The sequence below is a fragment of the Marinomonas fungiae genome (genome assembly GCF_001418205.1).
GTDB classification, from domain to species: Bacteria; Pseudomonadota; Gammaproteobacteria; order Pseudomonadales; family Marinomonadaceae; genus Marinomonas; species Marinomonas fungiae.
Genome location: NZ_LIQF01000004.1, coordinates 79,246 through 105,632, shown reverse-complemented (window position 1 = coordinate 105,632; position 26,387 = coordinate 79,246). Strand labels below are relative to the sequence as shown.

Genomic DNA, 26,387 nt, shown 5'->3' with positions numbered 1-26,387 from the left:
AAAACTATGGCGCGAATCATCGCAGTGACCAATCAAAAAGGCGGTGTTGGCAAGACGACAACTTGTGTCAACTTAGCTGCCTCATTAGGTGCTATGAAGCGCCGAGTGCTTTTGATTGACCTCGATCCTCAGGGCAATGCAACCACAGGAAGCGGTCTGCACAAAGAAGAACTCGAAAAGTCTGTGTTTGATGTGTTAGTCGGTACCCATGGTGTTAAAGAAGTCATGACCTACAGTGAAACGGCGGGCTACACAGTATTGCCAGCCAATGGTGATCTGACGGGGGCCGAAGTTGTACTACTGGATTTACCAAGCAAAGAAACGCGTTTGCGTGCAGGTTTGTATGAAGTGGAGAATGACTTCGACTACATTCTGCTAGATTGTCCGCCATCACTGAACATGCTGACGGTGAATGCTTTGGCGGCGGCGCAAGGGGTGCTGATCCCTGTGCAGTGTGAATACTATGCCTTAGAAGGTTTGACTGCCTTGTTGCAAACCATTGAGACGATCTCCACAGCATTAAACCCAGCACTGACGATCGAAGGCATATTGCGTACTATGTACGACCCGCGCCCTAGCTTGACCCACGATGTATCAACACAGTTGGTCGAGTATTTTGGCGATAAAGTATTTGATACGGTGATTCCGCGTAATATTCGCTTAGCGGAGGCACCGAGTTACGGTTTACCGGTACTGCATTATGAAAAACAGTCCCGTGGCGCAGTGGCTTACCTTGCCCTAGCCGGAGAGTTTATTCGTAAACGTGCCGTGGCGGCGTAATGCCCGATTCACAATAAAGGTTGATTGGAATGACGATGAAAAAGCGCGGATTAGGTCGCGGTTTAGATGCTTTACTAGCGCCTAAAGCGGCGCCAGCTCTGGATGCAATGGAGACTGGTGAAGGCAGTAATGTTAAAACTGAGAACACGATTCAAGGATTAACATACTTGCCTGTGGACTGGCTAAGCAAAGGGAAATTTCAACCGCGTCGTGATATGAACCCGAATCAATTGGACGATCTCGCCAACTCGATTCGAAACCAAGGTATCATGCAACCCATCGTCGTGCGTCCTATTGCCGAGCAACGCTATGAAATCATTGCCGGTGAACGCCGTTGGCGAGCGGCGAAAATTGCTGGCTTAGACAAGGTGCCAGTGATTATTCGTCATGTGGAAGATTCTGATGCCGTCGTGTTGGCCCTGATCGAAAACATTCAACGGGAAGATTTAAATCCCGTTGAAGAAGCCATGGCGCTGCAGCGTCTGGTAGAAGAGTTTAGCCTAACACAACAACAAGTGGCTGATACGGTGGGCAAATCTCGCTCAGCGGTTGCCAACATTTTACGCCTCCTTAATCTCACCCCCGATGTGCGTCGACTATTGGAACATGGCGACATTGAAATGGGTCATGCGCGTGCCCTGCTAGCACTTGAAGCTGAGCATCAAGCTCAAGCGGCATCACTTGTTATCACCAAGTCTTTGTCCGTTCGAGAAACGGAAAAATTGGTGAAAACCTACCAAAATCCAGAAGAAAGAATAGAAAAGCCAGCACTGCCGGATTTTTCTTCTCATGCTTCGAAAATTTCGGACAAGATTCAGTCCAATGTAAAGATTCAGCCGAGTGCAAAAGGCAAAGGCAAATTGGTCATCGAGTACCGTGATCAGGCCCATTTAGAGGCCATGATGAGTGAGCTTTTTGGCGTTTAATTGCTAATTTGGTGCGCTAGTCACCCAATTCACTAGACATTAGGCTAATAGTGCACTTTCTATACCGTGTTTGTATTGAACCCTCTCAACAGAACCCATATAATGCGTCGGATTTTAAAATTGATCACATTGTATGCGTATTTTTTGCTTTGCAATGGTGCATCAAGCTAGGGGAATTCGATGGCTCATAGCAAACCGCTGAAGGCGAGTGCTTTATTAGCCGCTAAAAAACGTGCTGTGTTTCGCTTTATTGCAATACAACTCGTGCTAGTTTTTTGCCTTAGCGCTGGAATTTATGTGATTTACGATGGTCTATACGCCTACTCGTTTTTAGCGGGGGCTTTGGCCAGCGTACTTCCCAGTTTTTACATGGCATGGCGAGTATTCGGACATGCTGGGACGCGCGCCGCGAAAGACGTGGTGAAGTCCTTTTACCGAGGTGAAGCAGGCAAATTGGTGCTGACAGCTATTCTATTAGCTGCCGTATTTATTTTACTCAAGCCCATTGCCCCAGGCGCGTTATTCGCTGGCTTCGGCATTGCAATTTTGAGCCATTGGCTCAGCCCGCTACTGCTCAAGTACTGATAAGTATAAGTAGTAGATGGGGACGGTTTTAATCATTGAAAGAGTGTGGATGTAAATATGGCAAGTGAAAATCTCACAGCGTCTGGCTACATACAGCACCACCTTCAGAATTTGACTTATGGTCAACATCCTGATGGTACGTGGGGCATTGCTCACGGTGCTGAAGAAGCTGCGGCAATGGGGTTCTGGGCGATTCACCTGGACACAATGTTGTTCTCGATCGGCCTAGGTATCCTATTCCTTTGGTTATTCCGTAAAGCGGCGAAGAAAGTATCGGTTGATACTCCTTCTGGCTTACAGAACTTCGTTGAACTGATGGTGGAATTCGTTGACAAGAGCGTCAAAGAAACTTTCCACGGTAAGAACAAAGTCATTGCGCCATTGGCGTTAACGATCTTTGTTTGGGTGTTCTTGATGAACACCATGGACTTGGTACCAGTCGACTTTTTACCTCATTTAGCGTCTTTGTTGGGTGTTCCGTACTTCCGTGTGGTGCCAACAACAGATCTAAACGCGACTCTTGGTATGTCTATTTCTGTCTTTGCTTTGATCATTTACTACAGCATCAAAGTAAAAGGTGTGAGCGGATTTGTTGGCGAATTGACGCTGCAACCTTTCGGTAAGTGGATGATTCCATTCAACTTATTGCTTGAAGGTGTAGGTCTATTGGCTAAACCTGTTTCTCTAGCGCTACGACTTTTCGGTAACTTGTACGCTGGTGAATTGATCTTCATCTTGATCGCGATCTTGCCTTGGGGCATTCAATGGGCTCTGTCTGTGCCTTGGGCGATCTTCCACATTCTAGTAATCGTACTGCAAGCATTTATCTTCATGATGCTGACAATCGTTTACCTGAGTATGGCGCACGAAGATCACTAAGATCGCGTTGTATAACGATTTTTTTAAACCTTTAATCTTAAAAAACTGTGAAAATTAGGAGTTAAAATGGAAACTGTAGTTGGTCTAACCGCTGTTGCTGTAGCCCTTCTTATCGGTCTAGGTGCCCTAGGTACTGCGATTGGTTTCGGTCTACTTGGTGGTAAATTCTTGGAAGGCGCTGCGCGTCAACCAGAAATGGTTCCAATGCTGCAAGTTAAAATGTTCATCGTAGCGGGTCTTCTTGACGCCGTAACAATGATCGGTGTTGGTATTGCATTGTTCTTCACTTTCGCAAACCCATTCATTGCTCAGGTTGCTGGCTAATACGTCGCTTTACTTTGAAGTGATTTATTAATTTTGAACGACTAGAGCGAGGATATTTGCGTGAATATTAATCTCACACTAATAGGCCAAGCTATCTCGTTTGCTATTTTTGTGTGGTTCTGCATGAAGTTTGTGTGGCCACCAGTCATTGCTGCGCTCGAAGAGCGTAGCAAGAAAATTGCAGACGGTTTGGAAGCAGCTAACCGTGCTTCACGTGATCTAGAGCTAGCTCAAGAGCAAGCGACTAAGACACTACGTGAAAGCAAGGAACAAGCGGCCGAGATTATTGAACAAGCCAACAAACGTGCTAACCAAATCATTGATGAAGCAAAAGAGCAAGCGCTAAGCGACGGCAAACGCCTACGTGATGCGGCTCAAGCAGAGATTGAACAAGATGTTGTACGTGCTAAAGAAGCACTACGTGCACAAGTTTCAGCTCTAGCTCTTAGCGGTGCAGAGAAGATTTTGGGTGCCAGCGTTGACGTAAAAGCACACAGCGAGATCGTTGAACAACTCGCCAAAGAGCTATAAGCGAGGGTCCTATGGCTGAATTAAAAACAGTCGCGCGACCATACGCCAAAGCAGCTTTTGAAGTCGCTCGTGAGAATGGCCAAGTAGCTGAGTGGGCCAATATGCTAAGCATATTGGCTACTGCTACAGAAGCGCCAAAGCTACACGTAGCCCTTCAAAACCCGGCTTTTAGTGCGCAAGAGAAGGCAACGGCTCTAGCGGAAGTGTGTAACGAAGTCATCACTGATGCAGGAAAAGCTTACTTGCTTAGCCTTGCAGAGAATAAGCGTCTAACGCTTCTTCCAGCGATTTCTGAGTTATTTGAACAGTTCAAACTGAACTACGAAAAAGCAGTAGATGTAGTTGTTACCTCTGCTTTTGCGTTGACAGCTGAACAAGAACAAACACTGGCCGCTTCACTGGGTACAAAATTGGATCGTAAAGTCAATTTAACCAGTGAAACAGACGCAAGCCTTATTGGTGGCGTGGTAATCCGTACCGGTGATTTAATCATCGACGGTTCAGTACGCGGAAAACTGGCGAAACTGGCCGAAGCGATAAACTCCTAAGGTTTCAACTAAGAAACCAGGGTTGAGGAATTTAGCATGCAGCAACTGAATCCATCTGAGATCAGCGAGATCATTAAGAAGCGCATCGAATCACTTGATGTGTCTTCAGATGCCCAGAATGAGGGCACAATTGTCAGCGTTGCAGACGGTATCGTATTGATCCACGGTCTAGCTGACGTAATGTACGGGGAAATGATTGAGTTCCCTGGTGGTGTCTATGGTATGGCATTGAACCTAGAGCGTGACTCTGTTGGTGCCGTAGTACTAGGTAACTACCAAGACCTTGTAGAAGGTCAAAAAGCAAAATGTACTGGTCGTATCCTTGAAGTACCAGTAGGCCCTGAGCTACTAGGTCGCGTTGTTGACGCGCTTGGTAACCCAATCGACGGTAAAGGCCCTGTTAAAGCACAACTAACTGACGCAGTAGAAAAGGTTGCACCTGGTGTAATCGCGCGTCAAGGCGTTGATCAACCAGTTCAAACTGGTTACAAAGCGATTGACTCAATGGTGCCAATCGGTCGTGGTCAGCGTGAGTTGATCATCGGTGACCGTCAGATCGGTAAAACGGCTCTAGCAATCGACACTATCATTGCTCAGAAAGACTCTGGCATTAAGTGTGTGTACGTTGCGATCGGTCAAAAACAATCTACTATCGCAAACGTAGTACGTAAGCTTGAAGAAAACGGCGCAATGGCATACACCACTGTTGTCGTAGCGGGTGCCGCTGATCCTGCATCAATGCAGTTCTTGGCTCCATACTCTGGCTGTTCTATGGGCGAATACTTCCGTGACCGCGGTGAAGACGCGTTGATCGTATACGATGACTTGACGAAACAAGCTTGGGCTTACCGTCAAATCTCATTGCTACTACGTCGTCCACCAGGCCGTGAAGCCTACCCAGGTGACGTTTTCTACTTGCACTCTCGTCTTCTAGAGCGTGCGTCTCGTGTAAACGCTGACTACGTAGAAAAATTCACTAACGGTGAAGTAAAAGGTCAAACAGGTTCTTTGACTGCTCTACCTATCATCGAGACTCAAGGTGGTGACGTATCTGCGTTCGTACCAACGAACGTAATCTCTATCACTGACGGTCAGATCTTCCTAGAAACAAGCTCATTCAACGCAGGTATCCGTCCTGCAATGAACGCTGGTATCTCGGTATCTCGTGTAGGTGGTGCAGCGCAAACGAAAATCATCAAGAAGCTAGGTGGCGGTATCCGTCTTGCTCTAGCTCAGTACCGTGAATTGGCGGCATTCGCTCAGTTCGCTTCTGACCTTGATGATGCGACTCGTAAGCAACTTGAGCACGGTAAGCAAGTAACTGAATTGATGAAACAAGCACAATTCAGTCCAATGTCAGTAGGTGACATGGGCGTAATCCTTTACGCTGCCAACGAAGGCTACCTTGCGGATGTTGAAACAAGCAAAATTGCTAGTTTTGAAAAAGCGTTCTTGAGCTACATCAACAGCGAACACGCTGCCATGATGCAAGACATCAACAAAACTGGTAATTACAACGACGAAATCGCCGGCACATTTAAGTCAGCGATCGAGAAGTTTAAAGCGACACAAACTTGGTAATGATTGGGTGGCTGGTTCGCCAGCCACCGATCATCTCTGCAGGTTGTGAATTAACATTCTCACAAGGGCAGGTCTAATATGGCAGTCGGAAAAGAGATACGCGCTCAGATTGGGAGCATTAACAATACGCGAAAAATTACGCGCGCAATGGAAAAAGTTGCTGCAAGTAAAACGCGTAAAGCTCAGGATCGTATGGCCTCTTCTCGTCCGTATGCAGATCGCATTCGTCAAGTGATCGGTCACTTGGCTAACGCGAATCCTGAGTATAAGCACCGTTACCTAACCGAGCGTGACATCAAGCGAGTTGGTTACGTCATCGTATCCAGTGATCGTGGTTTGTGTGGTGGCTTGAACGTTAACGTGTTCAAAGCTGCGATTAAAGACATGAAGCAATATGTCGAAGCAGGGATCGAAGTTGAGATCTGTGCCGTTGGCTCAAAAGCTGTGTCTTTCTTCAGAAACTACGGTGGTAAAGTAGCTGCAGCCGTTACTGGCCTAGGTGATGCTCCTGAAGCATCGCGTTTGGTTGGTAGTGTGAAAGTTATGTTGGATGCGTTTGATGAAGGTCGCATCGACCGTCTAGTACTGGTGTCTAACGAGTTCGTTAACACTATGACTCAGAAACCAAATGTCGAGCAACTTTTGCCGCTTAAAGCAGAAGAAAATGCAGAACTGAAACACCACTGGGATTACATCTACGAACCTGATGCAGTCGAGATCCTAAATGATCTTTTGGTTCGTTACATCGAATCTCAGGTGTACCAATCCGTTGTTGAAAACATTGCGTGTGAACAAGCCGCTCGAATGCTGGCAATGAAAAACGCAACCGACAACGCGGGCGAAATCATTAATGAATTGCAGTTGGTATACAACAAGGCACGTCAGGCAGCCATTACTCAGGAAATTTCTGAGATTGTTGGCGGCGCGGCAGCGGTTTAAGGTATCAAGGTATTAAGAGGATCCGAACATGAGTAGCGGACAAATCGTACAGATTATCGGTGCGGTAATCGACGTGGAATTCCCACGCGACAACGTGCCAAAAGTATACGACGCCCTCACTATCGAGGGTAAAGAGCTGGTGTTGGAAGTTCAACAACAGCTAGGCGACGGTATCGTACGTACTATTGCCATGGGTTCTACAGAAGGTCTAAAACGTCACCTAGAAGTTCAAAACACTGGTAAAGCAGTGTCTGTACCTGTTGGTACAAAAACTCTAGGTCGTATCATGGACGTTCTTGGTAACCCAATCGACGAAAAAGGTCCTATTGGTGAAGAAGAGCGTTGGTCTATCCACCGTCCTGCTCCATCTTACGCTGACCAGTCAAACAGCAGTGAACTGCTTGAAACAGGTATCAAGGTAATCGACCTTGTATGTCCTTTCGCGAAAGGTGGTAAAGTTGGTCTGTTTGGTGGTGCCGGTGTAGGTAAAACCGTAAACATGATGGAACTTATCCGTAACATCGCGATCGAGCACAGCGGTTACTCTGTATTCGCTGGTGTAGGTGAGCGTACTCGTGAGGGTAACGACTTCTACCATGAGATGACTGATTCGAACGTAATCGACAAAGTATCTCTAGTATACGGTCAGATGAACGAGCCACCAGGTAACCGTCTACGTGTTGCTTTGACTGGTTTGACTATGGCAGAAAAATTCCGTGACGAAGGTCGTGACGTACTTTTCTTCGTAGATAACATCTACCGTTACACGCTAGCGGGTACAGAAGTATCTGCATTGCTAGGTCGTATGCCATCTGCAGTAGGTTACCAGCCAACGCTTGCAGAAGAAATGGGTGTACTTCAAGAACGTATCACGTCTACTAAGACTGGTTCGATCACGTCTGTACAAGCGGTATACGTACCTGCCGATGACTTGACTGACCCATCTCCAGCGACAACGTTCTCGCACTTGGATGCAACCGTTGTATTGTCTCGTGACATCGCATCTTTGGGTATCTACCCAGCGATCGACCCACTAGACTCTACTTCTCGTCAGCTTGATCCACTAGTAATCGGCCAAGAGCACTACGATGTAGCGCGTGGCGTACAGATGGTTCTTCAGCGCTATAAAGAGCTGAAAGACATCATCGCGATCCTAGGTATGGACGAGCTATCTGAAGAAGATAAGCAGACAGTAAACCGTGCTCGTAAGATCCAGCGTTTCTTGTCTCAGCCTTTCTTCGTAGCGGAAGTATTCACTGGTTCTCCAGGTAAATACGTTTCTTTGAAAGACACTATCCGTGGCTTCCAAGGCATCCTAAACGGCGAATTCGACGAGCTTCCAGAGCAAGCGTTCTACATGATCGGTGGCATCGAAGAAGCGGTTGAGAAAGCTAAGAAACTTTAATCTACGCGCGCTGCTGGTAAGTAATATTTACTTACCAGCACAGCCTGACTAAAAGAGGCTCCTTATGGCTTTTACAGTACAATGCGATATCGTAAGTGCTGAACAAGAGATCTTCTCAGGTTTAGTTGAGACTCTTGTGGCTGCAGGTAGTTATGGCGATCTAGGTATTTACCCAGGTCACGCGCCGTTGTTGACTACGTTGCAACCAGGCCCTGTTCGTGTGATTAAGCAAAACGGTGATCAAGAAGTTATCTTCGTGTCTGGCGGCTTCCTAGAAGTTCAGCCACACCGTGTAACTGTCTTAGCAGATACCGCTGTTCGCGCGGACGATCTTGATGAGGCAGCAGCACTTGAAGCGCAGAAACATGCTCAAGATCTGTTGAATCAGCAACAATCTGATCTGGACTACAGCCGTGCAACGGCTGAATTGGCGGAAGCCGTAGCTCGTCTACGTACGATCCAACAATACCGTCATACTAAGTAATGACGTTCAGTCCTTAAAAAGCAGCCTTATGGCTGCTTTTTTTATGTCTCAAGTTTTTGATCTAAATGCGCTGGCATCCATATTGCTGGCACTTTATTGTTGTAACGTGTCGTGAAGTCGGAAATCTTTCGATTTCTCTACCGTATTGATTATGAAGCCTAAAGAAAGGGAGCATTCATGAGCCATACCATTTTATGTGACATTGTCAGCGTAGAACGTACGCTGTATTCCAATCCCGTGCAGTACGTCGTTGTCAAAGCAGAGTTTGGTGAAGTAGGTATTTATCCAGGTCACGCCCCCCTGCTAACGGTGTTGAAGACCGGTAGTGCTCGCCTTGTAAAAGAGGATGGTTCCGAGGAGATTCTGTTTATTTCTGGCGGTTTTATGGAAGTACAGCCGCACAAAGTGATTCTCTTAGCGGACTTTGCAGAACGTGCTGGTGAACTGGATATGGAAGAAGCCTTAGCAGCGAAGCAGCATGCAGAAGAGCACTTAGGGAGTTCCAGCAATGAGCTTGATCATACGCGCGCTCTAAAAGAGCTTAATGAGGCCGTGGCACGTATAAAGTTTATTGAGCAAAGTCGCAAAAAAGGCTTTTTTGTCGACAAAAAATAGAAAAAACTCAAATATTAGCCTTTAGTATTAGATTTTTTGGCTAATATTTCGTCTATATTTGATTTTGACGCTTCAGATTGTCAACAATCTGGGTTTGGCAAAGAATAAACATAAAAGGTCTGCCTGCATGTCATATCAAATAGAATATCAGCGCTCCTGCGCTGAGCCAGAAGCGTTCTGGCGTGAAAAAGCGCAAGCGTTGGAGTGGTTTACATTTCCTAAAACCGTGCTCTCACAAGACGAGCATGGTATGGATCGTTGGTTTGCGGACGGTGAGCTGAATACCTGCTACTTGGCTCTTGACCACCACGTTGCTAATGGCCGTGCTGATCAAGCCGCATTGATCTACGATTCCCCTGTCACTAATACCAAGAAAACTTTCAGTTACCAAGAGCTATTGAACGAAGTTTCATTGTTTGCTGGTGCCTTAAAGCAACAAGGGGTGGAGAAGGGCGATACGGTGGTCATCTACATGCCGATGATCCCGCAAGCCTTGATTGCTATGTTGGCGGTTGCGCGTCTGGGTGCGATTCATTCCGTGGTATTTGGCGGTTTTGCTGCCCACGAATTGGCCGTGCGTATTGATGATGCCAAACCTAAAGCCATCGTAACCGCGTCCTGTGGTATCGAAGTCTGTCGTATAGTGTCCTACAAGCCACTTTTGGATGAGGCATTACGACAAGCAGAACATGCACCAACAGCCTGTATTGTGTATCAGCGAGAGCAACAGCTTGCTGAGCTACAAGACGGTCGCGACTATGATTGGAACGACTTTGTCCAAGAGGCTGTTCCCTGCGACTGTACGCCTGTAAAAGCCACAGACCCGCTTTATATCCTATATACCTCAGGTACCACTGGAAAGCCTAAAGGCGTAGTGCGAGATAACGGCGGCCACGCGGTAGCCCTAAATTACTCTATGCAAGCGATCTACAACATGAGCCCGGGCGAAGTGTTCTGGGCGGCATCTGATGTGGGTTGGGTGGTAGGGCACTCCTACATTGTCTATGGCCCGCTGATCTATGGCTGCACTACAGTGATGTACGAGGGCAAACCGATTATGACCCCCAATGCCGGGGAGTTCTGGCGCGTTTGCAAAGAGTACGATGTCAAAACTCTGTTTGCTGCGCCAACGGCTTTCCGTGCGATACGTAAAGAAGACCCTCATGCTGAGCTGCTTAACAAAGAGGACTTGGCTGGCCTACGCGTGATCTTTATGGCGGGCGAGCGTCTTGATCCAGCCACTTATGAATGGACCAAAGCGGTAACGGGAAAATGCATCGTTGATCATTGGTGGCAAACAGAAACCGGCTGGGCGATTTGTGCCAACCCGATTGGCCTTGAAATGAAGATCGCTAAACCGGGCTCTTCCACCGTGCCATCGCCAGGCTTCCAAGTTTGTGTATTGGATGATCAAGGGGAGCCGATGCCTCCTATGGAGCAGGGCAGTATCGCACTGAAACGTCCATTGCCACCAAGCTGTTTACCGACCATCTGGGGAGACATAGATCGTTTCAAATCCGGATATTTAGACGTGTATCCGGGTTACTACACTTCGGGCGATGGCGGCTACATCGATGAAGATGGCTATGTCTTTATCATGGGGCGCACTGACGATGTGATAAACGTGGCAGGACACCGTTTATCCACCGGTGAGATGGAAGAGGTGGTCGCTATGCACGATGCCGTGGCGGAATGCTGTGTGATTGGTATTAATGACGATCTAAAGGGGCAATTGCCACTTGGATTGGTGCTACTTAAAAATGGCTACGAAGATCGAGCAGAAAGTGTTCAAGAGGAACTCACTGCTCTAGTTCGCCAAGAAATTGGTGCATTAGCCTGTTTTAAAATAGCCATGGTCGTGCCGCGTTTACCGAAAACTCGTTCAGGTAAGATTTTGCGCAAACTGCTGCGTCAAATTGCTTCAGGTGAAGAATTTACCATTCCATCGACCATTGATGACCCGAACAGCATCTACGATATTCAAGAGCTGATGGCCGAGCGCGGCATTATTGTCGACAAACTCGCTGGTTAAAAAGCAAACATGCGTTTTAAGCAAACCAACATGGCCTAGCCGTGTTATTCCTCTGTTGCCCGAGTCTTTACTCGGGCTTTTTTTGGAGCCTTACAACAGTCGCCATAGGGTATCAAAGATAATCTGCTGGGCTTTGGCGATATCATTTGACTCAAGCACCACCGCCGAGGGGAAGTTGTCCCGCGCCAGAGAAATAATGGCACACTTCGGCGGATAGATAGCGATGTAGCTGGCGTCAACACTGTCTTCGGTTTTGATCCATTTACGCTCTGATAGCTCCGCGTCTTCACCACCGTCACCGAGGGCGATTACCTTTACCTTGATGCCCAGCTTAATCCGTTGCTTGGTATAGGTCGGAAACGGACGGTACAGATACGGACGGATCGGCTTCGAAGAAAATACACAGTATTCTTTATGGTCTTGCTGAGACACCACGTTTAAAATATCGCGCAATACCCATTCGATGCCATCATCCCCTTCATAGTAACGCACATCGGTGTGATGGAAGGTCGGCTGGGACTGTACCAAGCTTGGAATAATGGTGTGCTTCAGCGAATCGATGGTCTTCTCGAGGTTTTGCCGACGCTCTTCGGCGAGGTTGAGCAAAATCTCTGGGTTCTCCGCCATAAAGAAACGGCGTTTACCTTTCGGGAAATAGCTCACCACCCCTTTGCTTTGCAGCTGCTTCAAAGACTCGTAGGCGGAACCACGGTTTACACCGGATTGCTCAGCGATATCACGAATCGAGGCCGGCCCCAATTTTAGCAAGGTTTGATAAAGAGTGGTTTCACGCTCGGTAAGGCCGAGTTGTTCTAAGACTTGATGCAGCATAGACCCTAATTAATCGTATAGATGTAGAAGTTGTCGTACATGGCATGGTGCCGATGCTTCGATCATAGCTTAGATGAAGTTGAGTCAAAGCAAGTACTTAGCCCATGGATGGGCGATCCGACCGTCACGGACAGGGATGTCCGTCGGTCGGTACTGCTATGACTCAACGGAATCGGTTGTTAGCTAGATCTGACATTGTAAGCCATTCTGCCTTATCGGTGAGATTCTGCAAGGAGTTCAAGAGTGAGTGATGATCAACGTTTTGGCGGTATTGCCCGCCTTTACGGCCAAACAGCCTATGAGTTTTTCCAACAAGCCCACGTATGCGTGATTGGTATTGGTGGGGTGGGCTCATGGTGCGCGGAAGCTTTGGCGCGCTCGGGTATTGGCCAGATCACGCTGATTGATATGGACGATGTTTGTGTCACCAACATCAACCGCCAAATCCACGCCCTAGACGGCACCATTGGTAAAGCCAAAGTCGATGCCATGGCCGAGCGTATTAAGCTGATTAACCCAAACTGCCAAGTACACTGCGTGGAAGACTTTATCACCACCGATAACGTCCCTGAGCTATTGGATCAGCCGTTTGATTACATCATTGATGCCATTGATAGCCTAAAGCCAAAAGCGGCCATGATCGCTTGGTGTAAGCGTAACAAGCGTAAGCTAATTACGGTCGGTGGCGCGGGCGGTCAGATCGACCCAACTAAAGTCCAGATTGCTGACCTATCTCGTACTGAGCAAGACCCGTTGGCGGCTAAGCTGCGTAACTACCTACGTCGTCACTACAACTTCCCACGCGATACCAAAAAACGCTTTGAAATTGAATGTGTGTACTCATTGGAGCAACTGAAATACCCACAGACAGACGGTACAGTGTGCGAAACCCGTGAGAAAGGGGATACAGAAACTAAGATGAACTGCGAAAATGGCTTTGGCTCCAGCACCGTCGTCACGGCAACCTTTGGCTTTGTCGCGGTAGGGCGTGTCTTGGAAAAGTTGGCAGTAAAAGCCAACCAAGCCTAAGCAATTTTTTACAAGAGTCTTGTCTTGTAAGCTGGTAGTGTGAAGTCTACGTAACGCTATCTTGGAGGCCGGATGCACGCCAACGAATTCTGCAACGTTTCTACCAGTCAGCCCCTAGGCGGCTTGGAAATGATTGAAGCGCAGTTTACCGAAACGGTATTTGGTAAGCATGCCCACGCAGGCTTTGTTATTTCTGTAGTGGATGCTGGTGTGATGCATTTTAGTCATCGTGGTGAGAGCCATAATGCGCTACCGAGGCAACTCTCTATTGTCGCGCCAGATGAATTGCATACCGGCTCTAAGGGTAAAGGGGACGGTTGGCGTTATCGTGCGTTATATCCATCTGAAGAGCGTATGAGAGCGCTCAACCACTTATTGTTTGGCTCGGCACAAACGCCTTACTTTCGCCAAAGTGTGATCAACGATGCGCGTCTCAGTCTGCAGATGCGCGGCTTGTTGGATAAGCTGACCCACGGTTCTGAAGCCTTGGATGTGGAAGAGCATTGGGAAATGCTGCTGGTCAACTTGTTACTACAAGAAAGCCAGCAAAGTGCGGCACTGACGTTGAGCAAGGCACAATCCAATATCGAATGGGTGCGCGATTTACTGGCCGATTGCTATGACCAGAAACTGTCCCTGGATGCGGTGGCGCAACAGGCGGGTATCAGTAAGTTCCATCTTATCAAAGAATTCAAACGCCGTTACCAACTGACCCCGCATCAATTTCAAATCCAGCAACGCTTACATCACGCCCGAGCGCAACTTAAGCACGGTATCAGCGCTGTGGATGTGGCGCTAAAGTGTGGTTTCCACGATCAAAGTCACTTCAGCAAAGCCTTTGTCAGTGCCATGGGTATTTCGCCAAGCGCCTACCAACAGCAATTTTTTACAAGATAAGAGTGTGCAATCGGCTTAACCTAATGGTCTTAATCGATCAATGAGAGCGTTATGGAAAGTCAGTTAGCCTTTTTAGCCGTTTGTTTGGCGTCAGCTGCCTCCCCAGGTCCTGGTGGTTTGGCGGTGGTCAGTAACAGCATTAACCACAATCTTCGCCGTACCTTGCCCGTGATTTTTGGTATTGCCACAGGGCTTATGTTGGCATCTTTACTGGCCAATACATGGCTGTTAGCAGTGATTCATTCCAGTGAAATGGCGTTTCAGGTAATGACCTGGTTATGCAGTGGTTATATTGCTTATTTAGGATGTAAGGCGCTGTACTATGCCAAAAGTGAAATAACCATTGCCGCACAGGGTTACAGCTTTAAAAATGGCGTACTGATTTCGCTGATGAACCCGAAAACCTTAGTATTCTTCGGGGCGCTCTTTCCAATGTTTATTCCCTCAAATGAGCATTTCGCGGCATATGCGGTTATGCTCACCATCGAGCTGGTAGCGATCACCTTGATCATTCATGTATTGATATCATCGGCGATTGATAAGGTGTCTCATCTATTGAAACACCATATCGTACTCATTAATCGAATTACGGGATTGCTATTTATCGGGCTTGGAATCAGTGGTTTTATGCTTCAAAAATAAAGCAATAGAGATTAGAAAATAAAAAAATGCCGTAATAAAAATAACGATTAAAGCCCACTCTAAAATATTAAGTTGGTATAAATAGCCTGTAGGCAAACCTATAGCCCAGCCAAAGTAGTATGAGTAAATTATTTTTTGAGAAATAGCAGGTTTATTTTCTCCGAAGATATAATTCCTTTGACTATAAGCTTTTTTTAAACTGTATAGAGAGAATGCCAGAAATAAAACCAAAACTAAAAAATCGACTATTTCAAACATCCGATATCCTTATAATTCCTCTCTGTATCAGTTCTTTTAAGGCTCTTGACTTATCATGTTCGGCACTATGATATAGAAGTGTTGCCATGATCGTTACGTAGGCAAAGGCTGCGCCAGAACCTTTTGCAATCTTATTGCCTAAGTTAATATTTAAAGTGGATTTAGCTTTGTCTGAAATAGCTCTTTTAAAGCCTTTTTAGAAGCATCAATTAATGTTTCAGATGCATTTTGGACTGTAAGAGTACCTACAAGAGAAAATCCAAGATTCGAGAAAATAGAGGATGACTTCTTACTAATCGCTAGTAAATCTCTAAGCTCTTCGTCAGTCAAAGACCAAGCATACCATAAAGGTTGAGCTACTTGCTGAGCAGCTAATTCATAAAACTTTATTCCGAGAGCTCTGTTACCTGAAAGGTAACGCACATAGCTCATATACTCGATTCTTTTCTTTTGGCTTAACGTTCGGTAATTTACTCAGCATCATCTCTTTGATTTAGTTGAGGTAGCAGGTTCTCTAAATCAGTAACGGCGGCAAGAAATTTGACGGGGTTATTTTGGCAGTCTTCCGAGACATATACAGTTTTTTTCATACAACATCCATATTAGATATAAAAATTAGCACGTCGAATGTTAGCCCACCATATTTAGAGAAAGCTATAGCTTTTACCAATGTTTTACATTCAAAGGTTGGAGGGATCGTTTGCCTGAATCTGCTTTAAAATACCTAGCACGCCATTAGTACGCGAGCTGGTGAGGTAGCTAGACAGGTTAAACTCACTAAGCTCGGCGATTAAGTCTCGTTGCTGTAGTTCGGCTTTGCTGTGGCCATTTACTAAGCTCAGGATGACCATAAGAACACCGCGCATCAGTTTGGCGTCGCTGTCCGCTTGAAAGGTGCAAAGGCCATTGTTTTGATGCTCAACCAGCCAAACGGCGCTTTCACAGCCTTTTACCTTGTTCTCTTCGATCTTATCCGCATCGGTTAGGCGCTTTAGCTGTTTGCTGAGACTTACTAACTCTTTGAAGGTCGCTTCTTTGCTGGTGCAGGCTTGTAGTCGTGCTTGAATGGCGTCGCAGTTTAAATCAGTCATCACCTAGGATCTCAATGGCTTCGAGTAAAACATCACAGAAGCGGCGGGCTTCCGAGAGGGTATTGTAACAAGCAAAGGATGCGCGCAGGGTACTGCTGACGCCTAATTGTGCCATCAATGGGTGAGCACAGTGACTGCCCGCGCGAACGGCGACCCCTTGGCTGTCTAGGTAGCCGTTTAAGTCCATGGTATGAATACCCGGTACGCTGAGTGACACCACGGTGGTATCGCTGGCTGGCGAGTAGATTTCAATGGCGGTGTTAAACTTCAGCTCATCGTAGACATAACGAGCGAGCCTTTGCTCCCATTGGACCATCTCTTCACGATCTTGTGAGGTTAAGAAATCACAGGCTGCCGCTAGGCCAATAACACCTTCAATATGGGGAGTGCCGGCTTCTAAACGATACGGTAAGACATTGAATTCGGTGCTGTTGTAAGTCACATGGCGCACCATCTCGCCGCCTGTTTGCACTGGAGTCAGGACTTCTAACGCATGCGGCTTGCCGTACAGCACGCCGATCCCTGTTGGACCATACATTTTATGGCCAGAGAAGACATAAAAATCGCAATCTAAGTCCTGAACATCAATTGGGTAGTGAGCAACCGCTTGCGCGCCATCTACCAGAGTAAAGGCATTCACCGCTTTGGCAGCAGCCAGCATCTCTTTGATCGGTGTTTTCACACCAATGGCATTGGAAATCTGGGTGCAGGCAAAGATACGGGTATGTTCATTAAAATAGCGCTCGTATTCCGGCTCCCATTCGCCTTTTGATGTCAGAGGTAAAACCCGCAAACGGGCACCTGTACGAAAGGCCAGCTGTTGCCAAGGTACGAGATTGGCGTGGTGCTCAAGGCTGGTAATCAGGATTTCATCGTCAGGTTTCAAGCACCATTCCAAGCCATAGGCGACTAGGTTGATGGACTCAGTAGTGCCTTTGGTCCAGATCACATGGTCTGCTTGCTCTGCATTGATAAAGTGAGCCACACGATCTCGAGCCTGCTCAAACTGCGTCGTGGCGCGGTCACTTAAATAATGAGCACCACGATGGACATTGGCATTACTGGTTGTGTAATAGGCTATGAGGGCATCGAGAACGGCCTGAGGCTTTTGCGTAGTGGCGGCGTTATCGAGATACACCAATGGGTGATCATTGGCCTCCAATTTTAAGATCGGAAATTGCTCTCGAAGTCGGTTTGCATCAAATGCCATACGCTAGGTGTCCACTACGGTCTGAAAATAGGGCTAAATTGTACCTTAAATTTAGTGAATCTCAGTAATATTGCATGTAACAGTCGTGAAACACTTGTCATTTCAGCGTGATTCGCTAAGGTTCATACAGAATGTAAAGATTTCCAAATTAAAGGTACAGAGACCGTGGCGGACTTTCTATATAAAGGCGTAGTGGATTGGTTTTTAGAGCAAATGAGCCAAGGTGCATTGACCCCTGGGGACAAAATGCCGTCTCTGCGAAAACTGGCTAAACAGCTGGAATTAAGCCTCAATACCGTGATCCACGGTTACGAAATTTTAGCTGAGGAAGGTTGGATCGAGTCGCGTCCTAAGTCAGGCTATTTCGTGTGTCATAAACCCACGGTGAAGCACGCTCACTTGCTGGCTGGGGATCGTGTCACGCAATTTAGTGAGCCGTTGAGCAAGAAGATGGCTTGGTCGGCCTTATCACACCGTGCGGCCATGGTGGATCAAAGCGATGAATTTCTGAATCCTGTACAAAATCTCTCCGAGTCCGATCTTCCGGTATTAGGTAAGGGGCATCTAGCTGTACGCGAAGCCGTCAGTGAGCACTTACGTAAAGTGGCTATCAATGTTCATCCCTCGCATATTTGGTTAGGTCGTTCGCCTCTTGCCATGTACACCCAAGCAATACAGACACTTACCCAAGTGAGCGATGCGGTGTTGGTGATCACGCCCTGTGATCCGCGTCTGACCTCAACGCTGATCAGCTTAGGGCGCAATGTTTATACATTGGCCGCCGGTGAGCGTGGTGTGGATTTGGACGAAGCAGTGCGTTGTTTACGGGATGACAGCATCAAGATGGTGGTGTTTCCAAGTCAGTTTGCTTTCCCAAGTGGCAGTGAAATCTCTAACCTGAGCTTGCGTCGTTGGTTAGCGATTCTACAGCAGCTGGAGGTTCCGGCCATTGAATGGGATATGACCTCTCATTTAGGGTACAAATCCTCTACCTTGATGACTTACAAATCACTCGATGAGAAAAACCAAGTGGTGTACATCGGCGGAGTAGAGTCTAAAGGCGTGGATCGAAACGCTGCTTGGTGTCTCCCTGGTCAATACCAAGCTTTGGAGGGCGCCTTATTAAGTGCAGATCTGGCGTTAAGTGATCCGCAGCAACAGGCCTTGATGGATGCTTTGCAATCATCACAACGTAACTCACTAATGCGTCGCGCGCGTCAAATCTGGTCGGTTGCTGAGAAGTCAAAAAGTATTCTTGAAAACGCGTTAGGCGAGACGGTGCGTTTTGCCAGCGCCAAAGGGGGGCTAACACTGTGGCTGCAATTAAATCAGGCATTATCGGAAGCTCAACTGACCCAGTTATTGGCAAAACATCGTCATGGTGTGGTGCCAGGTTACTTTTTGTCTGCTCAACCGGAGGCCGAGCAATGGCTCGCGGTCAACGTTAGCTACGAAGGTATTGAATCACTAGCGCAGCAGCTGGCTCGATTTGTACTGACCGTTGCAGAGACGGCGGAGCCTATCGTGGCATCACAACCTACTCCAGAAGACATCGAACAGACGGTCACGGACAACCCAGTAAAAGAAGAGGCGGGGCTCTTACTTGAACCGAGCGATTTTGAGCTGGAGGATGTGATGATCAAAGAAGAAGACCTGCCTTTGCCGAAAGATGAGCAGGACAACAGTTTTACATCAGTCACTGAAAAAGCGTCCGAAAGTGAGGCTGAGAAGCCCCCCAAAACCCTCTACAATCCAATGCTTGATCTCATTAACCACGATTTTGGTTAAGAGCTAACACTTTGCTCTAAAATGGATTTTCCTGTGTACGTGCGGGCATTTTTCGCGAGTCCTTCTATACTGCTTAATAACATAAGTCAGGGTAGGAGGCACTCGAGATGTCCGCATTGGATTTGCAGTTTGTACGATCACAATTTCCCGCATTTGATGAACCGACTTTAGCGGGTCAGGCGTTTTTTGATAATGCCGGCGGTTCTTATGCTTGTTTACCGGTGATTGTTCACCTCAATCGCTACTACCATCAAAATAAAATTCAGCCATATCACCTACACCCAGTGTCGCAGGATGCGGGGCGACAAATGGATGAATCTCATGATCGTTTGTCAGGGTATCTGAATGTCTTACCTGAAGAGGTTCATCTTGGCCCTTCAACCTCACAAAATACCTATGTCTTAGCACAAGCTTTTGCCCATGTTTTGCAGGCTGGCGATGAGATTATCGTTACCAATCAAGATCATGAAGCCAATATTGGAGTGTGGCGTCGTCTTCAAGAGCGTGGGATTAGCATTAAAGAGTGGCGCGTGGACACCGTAACAGGCCAGTTAGATCCAAAGGAATTGGATACACTTTTTAGTGAGAAAACCAAACTATTGGCCTTTACGCACTGCTCCAATGTGGTGGCGTATATCAATCCAGTCAAAGAGATCTGTGCTAAGGCCAAAGCAGCTGGCGTGTGGACTGTCGTCGATGGCGTTGCTTATGCAGGCCATGGTTTTCCCGATGTGAAAGACCTTGGAGCAGATATCTACTTGTTCTCTCTCTACAAAGCTTTCGGCCCTCACCTAGGATTGATGGTGGTTCGTCAAGAAATGGCGCTGATACTTGGTAATCAAGGCCATTACTTTAACGGCGAGTATCGTCATAAATGGTTTGTCCCTGCAGGCCCTGATCATGCTCAAGTGGCTGCAGCAAGAGGGGTTATCGATTATTTTGACCGTCTACACGATCATCACTTCGAGCGCAGTAAAGACATCAGTGCCAGAGCAGGTAATGTGCGTAAGTTGTTACAGGATGCGGATGCGGCGTTATTACCACAGTTGCTTGATTACGTGTCACAGCATCCAAAGCTCACTTTAGTGGGGCCATCAGACTTTAGGAAACGTACAGCGACCGTGTCTCTGTTGGGAACAGAACAAACGCCCCAGGAGCTTGCTACTAAGCTGGTGAAACAAGGCATTATTTGTGGCGCCGGAAACTTCTACGCAGTGCGTTTACTGGAGGCATTAGGTGTCGACCCTAAGACCGGTGTACTGCGCTTGTCGTTTGTACATTACACCAGCCAGGAAGACATGAAACAGCTGTTGGAAGCGTTGGATAAAGCTTTATAAATCAATCGTTCACTTGCTTCAAGCGTTGTTCAATAAGTGCCAACATGGGTTTGTGGTCTTGGTAGTTGATCGGGATGTGTAATAGCTCATCACCAGTCAGCAGAGCTAAGGAAGGAAAGGAATTAAGGCCGATATTACGGGCGCTTTCGACCTCTTTTTCGAGCAAGGCTTGTTGTTGTACATAGTTCATACTGTGTAGAAAACCCTCTCGATTCAGACCGATTTGCTCAGCGCAGTCCGCTAGCACATTGAGATCTGATGGGTTTTTGGCGGACAAGTAATAGGCCTGTTGGATTGCATGACACATCTCTACTTCGAGGTTTTTATCGCGGGCAACGAGGCAAGCGCGGTTAGCAGGGTAGGTGGAGCGACGCGGCTCTGTACTGCGCCAAAACTCATAGTTGAACTCTGTACCCAATTCGCTAGCGATATGTTGCCAAGTGGCTTCAAGCTTTTGACGCATCGCTTCAGGCATGGGCACATCAGAGTCTGGCGCAAGGCCACCGAGCATCGGCTGAATGACCAACTCTTCCCGATCAATACGCTTCGCTAGAGCTTTTTGCAGAGCAATCCAAGTTGGACGAAAACCCCAACACCAGCTGCACATAGGGTCATAGCAGTAGATTAACGTAGCGGTCATGATGGACTCCAAGTTTTGAGCAATAAAAAAGCCAGCTAAGGAATGCCCCTAGCTGGCTTTTCATTATTAAGCGATCAGTGCTTAGTTCGCAAGAACCTTCGCAATGGCTTCACATAGTGGTTCCATATTGTCTTTCGTCATACCCGCAACGCTGATACGGCCAGAGCCAACAATGTAGATACCGAATTCAGTACGTAGTTGCGCTACCTGATCTGGGTTTAGACCAGAGAAAGAGAACATACCGTTCTGTTGTGAAATGAATGAGAAGTCTTGCTCAACGCCTTTTGCACGCAGAGTGCTCACAAATAGGCTACGCATTTCTTGGATACGTGCACGCATTGCTTGAAGTTCCATTTCCCATAAGCTGCGTAGCTGTGGGTTAGTTAGCACTTCAGTGACGACTGCCGCACCGTGTGATGGTGGGTTAGAGTAGTTCGCACGGATGCAACGCTTCACTTGAGAGAAAGCTGCGTCCGCATGTTCTGCCGTTTCACAGATCACAGTGATGGCGCCCACACGCTCGTTGTACAAACCGAAGTTTTTCGAGAATGAGTTGGCGATCAACATTTCTTGTGCTTGCTCTAGGAAAACGCGCAGACCTGCTGCGTCTTCTTCCAAACCTGCACCGAAGCCTTGGTAAGCGAAGTCAAACAATGGCAAGAAACCTTGTTTGCTGCAAAGCTTCGCCAGTTGCGCCCATTGTTCAGTAGTTGGATCGATACCTGTTGGGTTGTGGCAGCAACCGTGGAATAGCACTACGTCACCCGCTGGTACTTGAGACAAGCTTGCTAACATAGCTTCAAAATCCAATGATTTTGAAGCCGCATCGTAGTATGCGTAGCTGCCCACTTCTAGGCCAACTGATTGGAAAATCGCTTGGTGGTTTGCCCACGTTGGGTTACTGACCCAAACCGTCGCACCTGGCATATGTTTTTTAATAAACTCAGCCGCAATACGTAACGCACCAGTACCACCTGGAGATTGCGCCGTGTGAGCACGTTGTTTCGTGATGACATCGTGGTCTGCACCAAACAGCAATTCTTGCACTGCTTTACGGTACGCTTCAGTACCTTCGATGCTCAAGTAGCTTTTCGTTTTCTCAGAGGCAACTAAGTGCTCTTCAGCTTGCTTAACACACTTTAGGATAGGTGTTGCGCCAAGCTCATCTTTGTAAACACCCACGCCCAAGTTAATCTTGTTTGGGTTTGTTTCGTTACGATAAGCGTCATTTAAGCCGAGAATTGGATCAGCTGGTGCAACTTGAATGTTTTCGAACATGGTGACTCCCCGCAAGGGTTATAAGTACTGTTTTTATTATGCGTTAACGTTAAAAAAACCAGCCGTAATGGTACTCCAGAGTTGCGTTGTTCGCTATAAAAACAACGGCATTCTGTACCCAAATGCGACCAAAGTTGACAAATGGCGGGGAGATAAAAGAGGTGCAAAAGACACACTGCCCCAGATCTTTAGCTGAGATCTAGGTTGTGGAGGATAAGCAGCCCCATTGGCATGACCAAAGGGACTGCCAGTTAAAATTAGTTGCTGGAGATTACTCGTCCCAGCCGTCAGCTATCGCATTATGTAAGCGTTTTTCTTCTAAATACGCTTCAATGGCCCGACGTGCTTTCAGCATGCGTGCGCTGTCTTCCTTTTGATTGCGCTCATTTTCCTCTTTTTTAAGGCTGATGGAAGCGTATAACAAGTTCGTTTTTACTTCGGAAACAATTTCCGCTGGCGTACTCATCGTTTTTTCCTCTTAGGTCCATTCCGGATGACAGAAATGCACACATCACTGTCATCGACAGGTGAAAAAAGTCAAAATAGACAGACATCAAGACTTCAGCTGTTAGAAAAAAACAAAGCTGGTCAAAAATCAACCTAATTTTTATGAATTTTTTATTGGCGGGTTCCAATGGACGTTTCTTTTATTCTCGACGCTTTAAACGATAAGCAACGGGAAGCGGTCGCAGCACCGTTGCAAAACAGCCTTGTTCTAGCGGGTGCGGGGTCCGGCAAAACCCGCGTGTTAGTGCATCGGATTGCGTGGTTGATGCACGCCTACGAAATCTCTCCTTACAGCCTGATGGCGGTGACTTTTACCAATAAAGCCGCCCGCGAAATGCAGGGGCGTATTGAGCAATTGGTTGGTGTGCCACCGCAAGGCATGTGGGTCGGCACCTTCCACGGTATTGCCCACCGTTTGTTGCGCGCCCATTGGCGTGATGCGGGTCTCAAAGAAAACTTCCAGATTATGGACAGTGATGACCAACAGCGTCTGGTGAAACGCATCATGCGAGAAATGAACATCGACGAAACCCGCTGGCCACCGAAGCAAGTGTGTTGGTTTATCAACGCCCAGAAAGACGAAGGTCGCCGCGCCGCCCATGTGCCTGACAGTCATGATCCGTTCTCTCGCGGAATGCGCGAGATGTATTACCACTATGAAGAAGCCTGTGAGAAAAATGGCTTGCTCGACTTTGGTGAGTTATTGCTGCGCGCTCATGAGCTAATGCTTACCACACCGGCATTGTTGAAGCACTACCAGCAGCGTTTTGTGCATGTACTGGTGGACGAGTTTCAGGATACCAACACCATTCAATACGCTTGGCTGCGCTTGATGGTCGGCGAGACTGGCACTATCACTGCGGTCGGCGATGACGACCAGTCGATTTACGGCTGGCGTGGTGCGAAGATTGAAAACATTCAAAACTTATCTAAGCACTTCAAAGACTTACATACCATCCGTCTAGAACAAAACTACCGTTCCACAGGCCATATCCTGAAAGCAGCCAACGGCTTAATCAGCAACAACGACGATCGCCTTGGTAAAGAACTGTGGACCGACAGCGGTGAAGGCGAGCCGATTTCAGTCTACGCAGGCTTTAATGAGCAAGACGAAGCACGTTTTATTATTGAAATCATCAAAAAGTGGCGCGATGACGGCACCGCCTTGAAAGATATGGCGATCTTGTATCGTTCCAATGCCCAGTCTCGAGTGATTGAAGAAGTGCTGGTTAGGGAACAGATTGCTTATCGCATTTACGGTGGACACAGATTCTACGACCGTTTAGAGATCAAAAATGCTCTGGCCTATGCGCGCTTGGCCATCGATCCAAACGACGACGGCGCCATGGAACGTGTGATCAACGTGCCGACGCGTGGTATCGGCGAGCGCAGCATTGGTACTATCCGAGAAATGGCCCGTGACCAAGGCTGCTCCATGTGGCAAGCGGCAGATCAGATCGTCACCCATGGCTTATTGCCAGCCCGTGCAGCCAACGCTATCAAAGGTTTTATGCAGTTGATCCAAGGCATGGCGGGTACCTTACAGAACCCTGATCTTGGTTTGGGCGATATCTTTGATCAGATCATTGCTGAAGCGGGCCTGATTCCTTATCACGAAAAGGAAAAAGGCGAGAAGGGCGAAGCCCGTGTTGAAAACTTAAAAGAGTTGGTCAACGCGGCCAGCGGCTTTAACTGGCTTGAAACCGACGAAGAATTTAGCTCGCCAATGATGGCATTCTTGGATCAAGCAGTCTTAGACGCGGGTGAAGCGCAAGCGGACGAATACCAAGACTCGGTACAGTTGATGACCTTGCACTCCGCCAAAGGTTTGGAGTTCCCATTAGTGTTTCTCGCAGGTGTGGAGGAAAACCTTTTCCCAAGCCGTATGTCGTTTGAAGAACCGGGCCGTCTCGAAGAAGAGCGCCGCTTGTGTTACGTGGGTATTACCCGCGCCATGCAGAAGCTCTACATCACCTATGCGGAGTCCCGCCGTTTGTATGGCTCGGAATCCTTCAACAGCCCATCGCGCTTTATTCGCGAGATTCCACAAGAGTGTTTGGAAGAAGTGCGTCTACGCTCGCAAGTGGCTCGCCCAGTGTCCATGCAGCGCCCAGACTATTCAGCAACCTTACAGCGTCAGAATCAAAACATCCTGCAAGGGCATACCGTACCGGACACCAATGTCTCCATGGGCGACCGTGTGAAACACCCGATCTTTGGTGAAGGCTTAGTGGTGAACTACGAAGGCCAAGGCCCACAGGCTCGCGTTCAGGTGAACTTTGACGACGCCGGCACCAAGTGGTTGGTGTTGTCGTTTGCTAAGTTAGAGGTTTTGTAGTTTCGGGTTTTGCTAGGTGGTCATTCACAGTAAGTGGGTGACCTCTTCCCGTAACCTGATTTGCTTGCGCAACGTCTTTGCTTCGTTCCTCAGCTTCGACACGTCAGCGCAAATCAGGCAAACGGGAAGGTTTTAATAAGGAGAGTTAGGCAATGGCAACGTCAGTTGAAGTGATAGCTTGGGATATAACTGCGTTACAACAAAGACTCTATACAAGCTTAGATGTTGAACATTATGACAAGGCTTGGAATGCTTTACAGTCAGTAGAGCTTAATAAAGACATTTGTTGGTATCACTACCATGAGCTGAAAAGGTCTAAAAATGGCTATCTAGAAAAGCTCAGCAGCGAGTCATCAGAGCAAGAGGTCATTCGAGCTATACGCAGAGCCTTTGGTGAACACGATGAAGAATATGCAACGTTTAAATTAGCCTGCGAAGCTAATATGAGAGCGTTGATGCGTGTGTTACACAGCAATTCGGATCTTCTCATAACTACCGTATTCTTTTGTTTATCGCTGTCAGGTAATGAAAACGTTATCAAATTCGATAGCGTCTTGAAGCAATTAGACAGCAGAGGTAACAATTGCCTTGCGTCGCTTCTAAGAGAGTTCATATCTGGTGATGACTATCAATATCTATGTGACTGGTGCAACTATACGAAGCATTGGGCAAACGTTCCTTCAATGATCACTTGCAGTTTTGGGAAAGCGCCTGAGGAAATGATCTCATGGATGTTTGATAGTTTTACGTACAAGAATAGCAAGCATGCCTCGATCGCGGTGACTCCATTTCTTCAAAGAGAGTACGACCGACAAGGAAAATTGATACCTCAAATCATAAAAGAGGTAGATCTTCTACATCAGCAGCTTTGTTTAGAGAAAAAACTCGAATCTAATTAGGGCTGGGTCCTGT

At 47.4% G+C, this 26,387-nt stretch carries 28 protein-coding genes; 20 read left to right on the top strand and 8 right to left on the bottom strand.

Annotation, left to right across the window (positions count from 1 at the left end):
• Window positions 1–6 precede the first annotated feature (6 nt).
• From ASC49_RS07510 to ASC49_RS07450, 13 genes are all read left to right on the top strand, one after another.
• The gene (locus ASC49_RS07510) at window positions 7–780 is read left to right on the top strand and encodes a ParA family protein (RefSeq protein ID WP_055462627.1); all 774 of its coding nucleotides are present in this window, start codon (window positions 7–9) and stop codon (window positions 778–780) included.
• 29 nt (window positions 781–809) lie between these two features.
• Entirely contained in the window at window positions 810–1,706 is an 897-nt protein-coding gene (locus tag ASC49_RS07505) for a ParB/RepB/Spo0J family partition protein (RefSeq protein ID WP_055462626.1), read from the top strand.
• Window positions 1,707–1,886: 180 nt separating this feature from the next.
• Window positions 1,887–2,291, top strand: a complete 405-nt coding sequence (locus ASC49_RS07500; protein ID WP_055462625.1) for an ATP synthase subunit I — start codon at window positions 1,887–1,889, stop codon at window positions 2,289–2,291.
• Between the two features lie 57 nt (window positions 2,292–2,348).
• Window positions 2,349–3,170: a F0F1 ATP synthase subunit A gene (gene atpB, locus ASC49_RS07495; RefSeq protein ID WP_055462624.1), complete on the top strand. Its 822-nt coding sequence runs from the start codon at window positions 2,349–2,351 to the stop codon at window positions 3,168–3,170.
• A 66-nt stretch (window positions 3,171–3,236) separates the two neighbouring features.
• On the top strand, window positions 3,237–3,494 hold the full coding sequence (gene atpE, locus ASC49_RS07490; RefSeq protein WP_055462623.1) for a F0F1 ATP synthase subunit C: 258 nt from the start codon (window positions 3,237–3,239) through the stop codon (window positions 3,492–3,494).
• A gap of 60 nt (window positions 3,495–3,554) precedes the next feature.
• Window positions 3,555–4,025: a F0F1 ATP synthase subunit B gene (locus ASC49_RS07485; RefSeq protein WP_055462622.1), complete on the top strand. Its 471-nt coding sequence runs from the start codon at window positions 3,555–3,557 to the stop codon at window positions 4,023–4,025.
• An 11-nt stretch (window positions 4,026–4,036) separates the two neighbouring features.
• Window positions 4,037–4,573, top strand: a complete 537-nt coding sequence (locus tag ASC49_RS07480; protein ID WP_055462621.1) for a F0F1 ATP synthase subunit delta — start codon at window positions 4,037–4,039, stop codon at window positions 4,571–4,573.
• A gap of 36 nt (window positions 4,574–4,609) precedes the next feature.
• Window positions 4,610–6,154, top strand: a complete 1,545-nt coding sequence (atpA, locus tag ASC49_RS07475) for a F0F1 ATP synthase subunit alpha (protein ID WP_055462620.1) — start codon at window positions 4,610–4,612, stop codon at window positions 6,152–6,154.
• Window positions 6,155–6,232: 78 nt separating this feature from the next.
• On the top strand, window positions 6,233–7,093 hold the full coding sequence (gene atpG, locus ASC49_RS07470; protein ID WP_055462619.1) for a F0F1 ATP synthase subunit gamma: 861 nt from the start codon (window positions 6,233–6,235) through the stop codon (window positions 7,091–7,093).
• Window positions 7,094–7,121: 28 nt separating this feature from the next.
• Entirely contained in the window at window positions 7,122–8,498 is a 1,377-nt protein-coding gene (gene atpD / locus ASC49_RS07465) for a F0F1 ATP synthase subunit beta (protein WP_055462618.1), read from the top strand.
• A 64-nt stretch (window positions 8,499–8,562) separates the two neighbouring features.
• Window positions 8,563–8,982, top strand: coding sequence for a F0F1 ATP synthase subunit epsilon (locus ASC49_RS07460; RefSeq protein ID WP_055462617.1), 420 nt, complete (start codon window positions 8,563–8,565; stop codon window positions 8,980–8,982).
• Window positions 8,983–9,159: 177 nt separating this feature from the next.
• Window positions 9,160–9,597, top strand: a complete 438-nt coding sequence (locus ASC49_RS07455) for a F0F1 ATP synthase subunit epsilon (protein ID WP_055462616.1) — start codon at window positions 9,160–9,162, stop codon at window positions 9,595–9,597.
• A gap of 94 nt (window positions 9,598–9,691) precedes the next feature.
• Window positions 9,692–11,629, top strand: coding sequence for a propionyl-CoA synthetase (locus ASC49_RS07450; RefSeq protein WP_281175776.1), 1,938 nt, complete (start codon window positions 9,692–9,694; stop codon window positions 11,627–11,629).
• Window positions 11,630–11,719: 90 nt separating this feature from the next.
• On the opposite strand, the gene ASC49_RS07445 is transcribed toward ASC49_RS07450, so the two are convergent.
• Window positions 11,720–12,460, bottom strand: a complete 741-nt coding sequence (locus ASC49_RS07445; protein ID WP_055462614.1) for a TrmB family transcriptional regulator — start codon at window positions 12,458–12,460, stop codon at window positions 11,720–11,722.
• Between the two features lie 243 nt (window positions 12,461–12,703).
• Between ASC49_RS07445 and tcdA the strand changes: the two genes are divergently transcribed.
• From tcdA to ASC49_RS07430, 3 genes are all read left to right on the top strand, one after another.
• On the top strand, window positions 12,704–13,489 hold the full coding sequence (gene tcdA, locus ASC49_RS07440; RefSeq protein WP_055462613.1) for a tRNA cyclic N6-threonylcarbamoyladenosine(37) synthase TcdA: 786 nt from the start codon (window positions 12,704–12,706) through the stop codon (window positions 13,487–13,489).
• Window positions 13,490–13,561: 72 nt separating this feature from the next.
• On the top strand, window positions 13,562–14,386 hold the full coding sequence (locus ASC49_RS07435; RefSeq protein WP_055462612.1) for a helix-turn-helix transcriptional regulator: 825 nt from the start codon (window positions 13,562–13,564) through the stop codon (window positions 14,384–14,386).
• A 51-nt stretch (window positions 14,387–14,437) separates the two neighbouring features.
• Window positions 14,438–15,028, top strand: coding sequence for a LysE family translocator (locus tag ASC49_RS07430; RefSeq protein WP_055462611.1), 591 nt, complete (start codon window positions 14,438–14,440; stop codon window positions 15,026–15,028).
• Here ASC49_RS07430 and ASC49_RS19585 read toward each other — a convergent pair.
• The 4 genes from ASC49_RS19585 to ASC49_RS07415 all read right to left on the bottom strand — a co-directional run bounded on the left by ASC49_RS19585 (window position 14,984) and on the right by ASC49_RS07415 (window position 17,587).
• Window positions 14,984–15,286, bottom strand: coding sequence for a hypothetical protein (locus tag ASC49_RS19585; RefSeq protein ID WP_072242068.1), 303 nt, complete (start codon window positions 15,284–15,286; stop codon window positions 14,984–14,986). The genes ASC49_RS07430 and ASC49_RS19585 overlap by 45 nt on opposite strands.
• Window positions 15,287–15,436: 150 nt before the next feature.
• Window positions 15,437–15,718 (bottom strand): hypothetical protein, encoded by a 282-nt coding sequence (locus ASC49_RS07425; RefSeq protein ID WP_055462610.1) that lies wholly within the window; start codon window positions 15,716–15,718, stop codon window positions 15,437–15,439.
• 248 nt (window positions 15,719–15,966) lie between these two features.
• Window positions 15,967–16,377 (bottom strand): SufE family protein, encoded by a 411-nt coding sequence (locus ASC49_RS07420; protein ID WP_055462609.1) that lies wholly within the window; start codon window positions 16,375–16,377, stop codon window positions 15,967–15,969.
• Window positions 16,370–17,587 (bottom strand): aminotransferase class V-fold PLP-dependent enzyme, encoded by a 1,218-nt coding sequence (locus ASC49_RS07415; RefSeq protein ID WP_055462608.1) that lies wholly within the window; start codon window positions 17,585–17,587, stop codon window positions 16,370–16,372. The genes ASC49_RS07420 and ASC49_RS07415 overlap by 8 nt, the downstream gene beginning before the upstream one ends.
• A 165-nt stretch (window positions 17,588–17,752) precedes the next feature.
• Between ASC49_RS07415 and ASC49_RS07410 the strand changes: the two genes are divergently transcribed.
• Window positions 17,753–19,375, top strand: a complete 1,623-nt coding sequence (locus ASC49_RS07410; protein WP_055462607.1) for an aminotransferase-like domain-containing protein — start codon at window positions 17,753–17,755, stop codon at window positions 19,373–19,375.
• 107 nt (window positions 19,376–19,482) lie between these two features.
• On the top strand, window positions 19,483–20,712 hold the full coding sequence (locus tag ASC49_RS07405) for an aminotransferase class V-fold PLP-dependent enzyme (RefSeq protein WP_055462606.1): 1,230 nt from the start codon (window positions 19,483–19,485) through the stop codon (window positions 20,710–20,712).
• A 1-nt stretch (window position 20,713) separates the two neighbouring features.
• Here ASC49_RS07405 and ASC49_RS07400 read toward each other — a convergent pair whose 3' ends face one another.
• From ASC49_RS07400 to ASC49_RS07385, 3 genes are all read right to left on the bottom strand, one after another.
• Window positions 20,714–21,352 carry a DsbA family protein gene (locus ASC49_RS07400; protein WP_055462605.1) on the bottom strand — a complete coding sequence of 213 codons (639 nt, stop codon included), beginning with the start codon at window positions 21,350–21,352 and terminating at the stop codon, window positions 20,714–20,716.
• 81 nt (window positions 21,353–21,433) lie between these two features.
• On the bottom strand, window positions 21,434–22,630 hold the full coding sequence (locus tag ASC49_RS07395) for an amino acid aminotransferase (RefSeq protein ID WP_055462604.1): 1,197 nt from the start codon (window positions 22,628–22,630) through the stop codon (window positions 21,434–21,436).
• 271 nt (window positions 22,631–22,901) lie between these two features.
• The gene (locus ASC49_RS07385; RefSeq protein ID WP_055462602.1) at window positions 22,902–23,096 is read right to left on the bottom strand and encodes a PA3496 family putative envelope integrity protein; all 195 of its coding nucleotides are present in this window, start codon (window positions 23,094–23,096) and stop codon (window positions 22,902–22,904) included.
• Between the two features lie 168 nt (window positions 23,097–23,264).
• Here ASC49_RS07385 and uvrD point away from each other — a divergent pair, with 168 nt between their 5' ends.
• Entirely contained in the window at window positions 23,265–25,475 is a 2,211-nt protein-coding gene (gene uvrD, locus ASC49_RS07380) for a DNA helicase II (RefSeq protein ID WP_055462601.1), read from the top strand.
• A 152-nt stretch (window positions 25,476–25,627) separates the two neighbouring features.
• Complete coding sequence (locus ASC49_RS07375) at window positions 25,628–26,374, top strand: hypothetical protein (RefSeq protein WP_055462600.1); 747 nt, start codon at window positions 25,628–25,630, stop codon at window positions 26,372–26,374.
• The last annotated feature ends 13 nt before the right edge of the window (window positions 26,375–26,387 follow it).